Annotated in this window: 4 protein-coding genes; all 4 read left to right on the top strand. The window is 63.5% G+C overall.

Annotated elements, in window-relative coordinates; all coding sequences use genetic code 11:
• Nucleotides 1–261: 261 nt before the first annotated feature.
• The 4 genes from X741_RS152615 to X741_RS152630 all read left to right on the top strand — a co-directional run bounded on the left by X741_RS152615 (nt 262) and on the right by X741_RS152630 (nt 6,997).
• Entirely contained in the window at nt 262–870 is a 609-nt protein-coding gene (locus X741_RS152615; protein WP_023764617.1) for a TetR family transcriptional regulator, read from the top strand.
• Between the two features lie 54 nt (nt 871–924).
• On the top strand, nt 925–2,067 hold the full coding sequence (locus tag X741_RS152620; protein ID WP_023764616.1) for an efflux RND transporter periplasmic adaptor subunit: 1,143 nt from the start codon (nt 925–927) through the stop codon (nt 2,065–2,067).
• A 238-nt stretch (nt 2,068–2,305) separates the two neighbouring features.
• Complete coding sequence (locus X741_RS152625; RefSeq protein WP_023777971.1) at nt 2,306–5,446, top strand: efflux RND transporter permease subunit; 3,141 nt, start codon at nt 2,306–2,308, stop codon at nt 5,444–5,446.
• Between the two features lie 195 nt (nt 5,447–5,641).
• A complete protein-coding gene (locus tag X741_RS152630) occupies nt 5,642–6,997 on the top strand; it encodes an LLM class flavin-dependent oxidoreductase (protein WP_023777970.1) in 1,356 nt (451 codons plus the stop codon).
• Nucleotides 6,998–6,999 lie beyond the last annotated feature (2 nt).

Genomic DNA, 6,999 nt, shown 5'->3' with positions numbered 1-6,999 from the left:
ATGAAGAACCTGGCCCATAGTGCATCCCTCGATTCGGAGGATAAGGATGCCCCATCAAAGTCCGGGATCAAACATCTAGGCCGGCCTCCTCAAAAATTTATTTCGGACGCCCGCATCCTTTGGCCGCCTCGTCGCGTCTGTTGGATGTCACCATCTGTCACTATTTTGTACGTGTACGTCGATTTCGTGTTGACACCTCCTTCTTTTCAATTTACGAGTGACGAAAATTGAAATTCGTCACTCGTAAATCGACAGAGAGCCATGTCCGAAGCTGCCAACATCACGGCCGATGCCGCCAGACAGGAGAATGTGACGCGCATTCTCGACTGCGCCGAACGCCTGTTCCGGCACTATGGCTATGGCAAGACCAACGTCGCCGACATTGCCCGCGAACTCGGCATGTCGCCGGCCAACATCTATCGTTTCTTCGCCTCCAAGGTCGAAATCCACCAGGCCGTCTGCGGTCGCATGCTCGGCGCCAGCTACAAGATGGCTTACGAGATATGCCATTTGCCGATCAGCGCCGAGGAACGGCTGCGGCGTTATGTGCACGCACAGTACAAGATGACGATGGAAGTCATGCTCGACGACCAGAAGGTGCACGAGATGGTCATCGTCGCCCTCGAGCGCGACTGGGGTGTTATCGACAAGCATGTCGACAGCATCCACGATCTGTTCGCGGAGGTGATCCGCGAGGGCATCGAAGCCGGCGAGTTCGCTAAGCAGGATCCGGTGATCGCGTCGCGCTGCTTCGGCGCCGCCACGGTCATCCTGTGCCATCCGCAGATGGTGGCGCAGTGCCTTGCCAAGACCAACCGGGCGATGCCCGACGACCTTATCGATTACGCGATCAAAGCCTTGAAAAAATAGCCGCCGCCCGCCGGGCGCCGGTGTCGACCACTCATCTCCAGTCGGAGTTCCAAGATGTCGTTGTCCAGTTCCATCCTTCGCAAGCTGCCAGTTGCCGGCCTGATCGCCGCCACTCTCGGGCTCGCCGGCTGCTCGCAGGAGAAAGCCGAAGTCAAGGATATCATCCGCCCGGTCAAGGTCGTCGAGATCGCGCAGGCGCATGACACCCGCATGCTCTCCTATTCCGGCTCGGTGCGGGCCCGCACCGAGAGCGCCCTGGCTTTCCGGATTAACGGCAAGATCACCGAACGCCTCGTCGACATCGGCCAGCATGTGGCGCCGGGCGATGTGCTCGCCCGCATCGATCCTTCCGATTACGACCTTTCGGTCAAGAGCGCGCAGGCCGCGCTCGATGCCGCCGAGCGGCAGGTCGAGACCGTCGACCTCGCCCGCAAGCGCGCCCAACAGCTTTTTACCAAGAACTTCGCGCCGAAGTCGCAGCTCGAACAGGCGACACTGACCTATGACCAGGCGGTCGCCACGCGTGACTCCGCCCGCTCGACGCTTGACCAGGCCAAGAACCAGGTCGGCTATACCGACCTCAAGGCCGACAGGGAGGGCATCGTCACATCGGTCAACGCCGATGTCGGCCAGGTGGTTGGTTCCGGCACGCCTGTCGTCACCGTCGCCGTCGACGGCGAGAAGGAAGTGCTGATTGCGGTGCCGGAAATGGAAATCGCCGAATTCAAGCCGGGCAAACCAGTCAAGGCCGGTTTCTGGTCCGACAATACGCTGGCGCTAGAGGGCAAGGTCCGCGAAGTCGCCGGCAGCGCCGATCCGCAGTCGCGTACCTTTGCCGTCCGCGTCAGCCTGCCCAACGACCCGCGCGTGCTTCTCGGCATGACCGCCAACATCGAGGCGTCAGCGGCCAACGAAAAGCAGCTCGTCTCTATCCCGCTGAGCGCGCTGGCGCAGAAGGACAGCCAGTCGATCGTCTGGACCGTCGATCGTGGCGCCGACACCGTGCATGCCCGCTCGATCAAGGTTGCCGAGTTCGCCGCCGATGGCGTGCGCGTGGCGGAGGGACTGAAGCCTGGCGACGTCGTCGTTGCCGCCGGCACGCAGTTCATGACCGAGAACCTGAAGGTGAAACTTGCCGGCGGGGTGGCGCAGCAGTCCGCTTCCGCCGACGGTGATGACGCCAGCCGGCTGCGCTGACGACAGACAGATCGGCCGCGCGTTCCGCGGCCACAGGTTTCCGGGCGGCGTGCGCCCGAAGGTCGAGACGTCTAGGCCGATGTACCCCCGCATCGACCTTCGCGTCCCACCGCGATGAGTGTCTCTCCGCTCGGAAAGCCTCGCCGCCCGGAAGCCATTATCGAACGCAGATGATTTCGTTCCGTGTGCCGCGCTTTCGCGGCACCAGGCGCCAACCAAGCAAAGTGGACCAGCACCGATGACGACCTCCACTGAAGAAAAGCGGCCCTTCAACCTTTCGCGCTGGGCCATCGGCCATCCCTCGATCGCGCGGTTCCTGTTCGGCCTGATCATCATCGCCGGCGGGCTCGGCCTGATGCGCATGGGACAGAAGGAAGATCCCGACTTCACCTTCCGCGTCATGGTCGTCCAGGCGATCTGGCCGGGCTCCTCGATCCAGGAGATGGAAGACCAGGTCGTCAACAAGATCGAGCGTAAGCTGCAGGAAACGCCGCATCTCGATTTCGTCCGCTCCTTCACCCGCGCCGGCAGCGCCATCATCACGGTGCAGATCAAGGGCGACACCAATACCGCCGAGGTGACGGACGCCTTCTATCAGGTGCGCAAGAAGGTCGGCGACATATCGGGCGACCTTCCGCAGGGCTTGCTCGGCCCCTATTTCAACGACGAGTTCGGTGACACCTTCATCACGCTGCATTCGATCAGCGGCGACGGGTTCTCCTATCCCGAGCTGAAGAAATTCGCCATCCAGGCCCGCGACATGCTTTTGACGACGCCCGGCGTCGAGAAGGCCGTCATCATCGGCGACCAGCCTGAAAAGCTCTACATCGACGTCTCGTCCAAGGCGCTGGCCGAACGCGGCCTGACGCTGACCGACCTGCAGAACGCGATCAAGGGCCAGAACAACGTCGATCCGGCCGGTTCCGTCGACACCGCCGTCAATTCGGTGCGTATCTCGGTCGAAGGCGACGTCACCAAGGCCGCCGACATCCGCGAATTGCGCCTGCGCGCCGGTGGCCAGGTCACCCGGCTCGGCGACATCGCCAGCGTCACCTCGGGCCTGCAGGATCCGTACCAGCGCAAGTACCGTTTCAACGGTCACGACAGCGTGCAGCTTGGCGTCGTCATGGCCAAGGGCTTCAAGGTCACCGATGTCGGCAAGGACGTCGAGGCAACCTACAAGCGCTTCGAGGAAGCGCTGCCCTATGGCGTCTCGGTCGACCAGATTTCCGACCAGCCGGGCGTCGTCACGGATGCCGTCAGCGAGTTCATGCATGCGCTTGGCGAAGCACTGCTGATCGTGCTTGTCGTCTCGTTCCTGTCGATCGGCTGGCGCTCGGGGCTGGTCATCGCGATTGCCATTCCGCTGGTTCTGGCCGCGACCTTCGCCATCATGTACGAGCTCGGCATCGACCTGCAGCGCATCTCGCTAGGCGCCCTGATCATTGCACTCGGTCTGCTGGTCGACGACGCCATGATCGTCGTCGAGATGATGGAGCGCAAGCTGGAGGAGGGGCTGGTCAAGATCGAGGCGGCGAGCTTCGCCTATTCCTCGACCGCCTTCCCGATGCTGACCGGCACGCTGATCACCACCGCCGGCTTCATCCCGGTCGGTTTCGCCGCCTCTACTGCCGGCGAATATGTGCGCACCCTGTTTTACGTCGTCGGCATCGCACTGGTCGTGTCGTGGTTTGTCGCGGTCTATTTCACGCCGTGGCTCGGCTATATGATCCTCAAGCAGCGCCAGCATGCCGGCAGCCATCACGATGCTTTCGACACGCGCTTCTACCGCCGGCTTCGCTCGACCGTCGGCTGGGCGGTGCGCCATCGCATCATCGTGCTTGTCATGACGCTGGTGACTTTCGGCACCAGCCTGTGGGCATTCCAGTTCATTCCGCAAAATTTCTTCCCGCAATCGTCGCGGCCGGAAATCCTCGTCGACCTGTGGCTGCCGGAAGGCACCAGCATCAAGGAGGTCGAGACGCAGGCCAAGGCGCTGGAAGCCAAGATGATGGACGACAAGGACAAGCGCTTCATCGCCACCTATATCGGCGAAGGCGCCCCGCGCTTCTTCCTGCCGCTCGACCAGCAGCTCAGCAATCCGAACTTCGCCCAGATGCTGGTGATGGCCAATGACGAGCCGGCGCGCGAGCGGCTGATCGTCAAGCTCCGCACGGTCCTGGCCCAGGACTTCCCCTCGATCCGCGCCAAGGTCGACCGCCTGTTCCTCGGCCCGCCGACCGGCTGGCCGGTGCAGATGCGCGTCATGGGTCCGGATCGGCAGGAGGTGCGCCGCATCGCCGACCAGGTGAAGGCGAAATTCCAGGAGAACCCGCTGCTCGGCGCTGTTCATGACGATTGGCTCGAGCCTGTGCCGGCCATGAAGCTGGTCATCGACCAGGATCGCGCCCGCGCGCTCGGTGTCACCTCGCAGCGCATCCGTCAGATGCTGCAGGCATCGATGTCCGGCGCGCCGCTCGACGACTTCCGTGACGGCGAGGAGACGGTGTCCATCGTCGCCCGCGAGCCGGACGCCAGCCGCAGCCTGCTGTCCTCGGTCGATTCGGTCTACATTCCGACCGACTTCGGCGGCTTCGTGCCGCTGTCGCAGGTGGCCAAGGTGGTGCCGGTGCTTGAGCAAGGCATCGAATGGCGCCGCGACCGCCTGCCGACCATCAGCGTGCGCGCCACGTTGCCCGACGGCGTGCAGTCCAACGACGTCGTCACCAAGATGTACAATGACATGAAGGACCTGCGTGCGGGTCTGGCGCCCGGCTACAAGATCGAAATCCAGGGCGGTGCGGAGGATTCGGCGGAAAGCCAGGCTTCCATCGCCGCCAAGGCGCCGATCATGCTGGCCGTTATCGTCGTGCTGTTGATGATCCAGCTGCAGAACTTCGGCAAGGCGATGCTGGTGCTGGCCACCGGTCCGCTCGGCATCATCGGCGCTGCCGCGGCATTGCTGATCAGTGGCGCGCCGTTCGGCTTCGTCGCCATCCTGGGTGTCATCGCGCTGCTCGGCATCATCATGCGCAACTCGATCATCCTGGTCGACCAAATCGACCAGGACATCGCGAGAGGCATGGAACGCTCGGAGGCGATCATCGGCTCGGCCGTGCGCCGCTTCCGGCCGATCGTGCTGACGGCGATGACGGCGGTGCTGGCGCTGATCCCGATCTCGCGTGGCGTGTTCTGGGGCCCGCTCGCCTACGCCATGATGGGCGGCATCCTTGTTGCCACCGTGCTGACCATCCTGGTGCTGCCCGCGGGCTACGCCCTGTTCTTCGGCCGCGAGCCCAAGAAGCGTGACGTCGACGCCGCCGAAGCAGCCGTGACGGAACAGCCGGAGAGGCCGCAACTCGCGCTGGCGGCCGAATAGAGCGGCTCCGGGTCATCCGTCTCGCCAGCGGTCGATGGCGGGTGACCCCGACGTGGCGAATGGGTCCGCCGGGCCGATCAAAAATGCTCTCCGGCGAGAGTTTCGCAAAACAGAATTCCTTCCCAGGGCCTTGAAGCGGTCCCATCCTGAGCGACACCGGAGCGGCAACGCTCCTCATCATCAGGATGTCTTCCCATGACGGAAAAACGGCAATTGCGGCTCGGCGCCTTCATGCGCCCTGTCAGTCTGCACACCGGCGCCTGGCGCTATCCGGGCGCCTATCCCGACGCCAATTTCAACTTCGCGCATCTGAAGCGCTTCGCGCAGACGCTGGAGGCGGCGAAGTTCGACGCCTTCTTCATGGCCGACCATCTGGCCGTGCTCAACATGCCGATAGAAGCGCTGCGGCGCAGCCACACAGTGACCTCGTTCGAACCGTTCACGCTGCTGTCGGCACTGGCCGCCGTCACAGATCACATCGGTCTCATCGCCACCGCGTCGACGACCTTCGACGCGCCCTATCACATCGCCCGCCGCTTCGCGTCGCTGGACCACATCAGCGGTGGGCGCGCCGGCTGGAACATCGTCACCACGTCCAACCCCGATGCGGCGCTGAATTTCGGGCTGGACGACCATGTCGAGCATGACGAGCGCTATCATCGGGCGCGGGAATTCTACGATGTCGTGACCGGCCTGTGGGACAGTTTTGCCGACGACGCTTTCATCCGCGACGCCGAAAGCGGGCTCTATTTCGATCCGGCGCGGCTGCATGTGCTGGATCACAAGGGCGAACATCTTTCGGTGCGGGGTCCGCTCAACATAGCCCGCCCGGTGCAAGGCTGGCCGGTCATCGTGCAGGCCGGCGCGTCGGAAGCGGGGCGGCAGCTGGCCGCCGAGACGGCCGAGGTGATCTTCGCCGCGCATGGTGATCTCCCCTCGGGGCAGCGCTTCTTTGCCGATGTCAAAAGCCGGGCGGAAAAACTCGGCCGCTCGCGCGACGACATCAAGATCCTGCCCGGCGCCTTCGTCGTCGTTGGCGACAGCGTCGAGGAAGCGCGGGACAAGCGCGCCAAACTTGACAGTCTGGTCTACTACGAGAGCGGCATCGCCTCGCTGTCGATCGCTCTCGGGCATGATGCATCCGGCTTCGATCCCGATGCGGCCTTGCCCGAAATTCCCGAGACCAACGCGAGCAGAAGCGGTCGCGAGCGTGTCATTGAACTGGCACGCACGGAAAACCTGACCGTGCGCCAGCTAGCCCAAAGACTGGGTGGCTATTCCGGCCTCGCTTTCGTCGGCACGCCGCAAACCATTGCCGATGAGATGGAGGAATGGCTGGTCGCCGAGGGGTCGGACGGCTTCAACATCATGTTCCCCTATCTGCCCGCCGGGCTCGACGATTTCGCCAAGAAGGTGGTGCCTGAGTTGCAGCGGCGCGGCATCTTCAGGCGCCAGTATGAGGGTTCGACGCTGCGCGAGAATCTCGGTTTGAAGCGGCCGTCCAACCAGTTTTTCGAGGGCACGAAAGCCCCAGTCCGCAAGGCCGGTTGACG

This window comes from Mesorhizobium sp. LNHC221B00 (assembly GCF_000502935.1).
Classification (GTDB): domain Bacteria; phylum Pseudomonadota; class Alphaproteobacteria; order Rhizobiales; family Rhizobiaceae; genus Mesorhizobium; species Mesorhizobium opportunistum.
The sequence above is the reverse complement of the archived record's forward strand: the minus strand, read 5'-3'. Positions and strand labels throughout refer to the sequence as shown.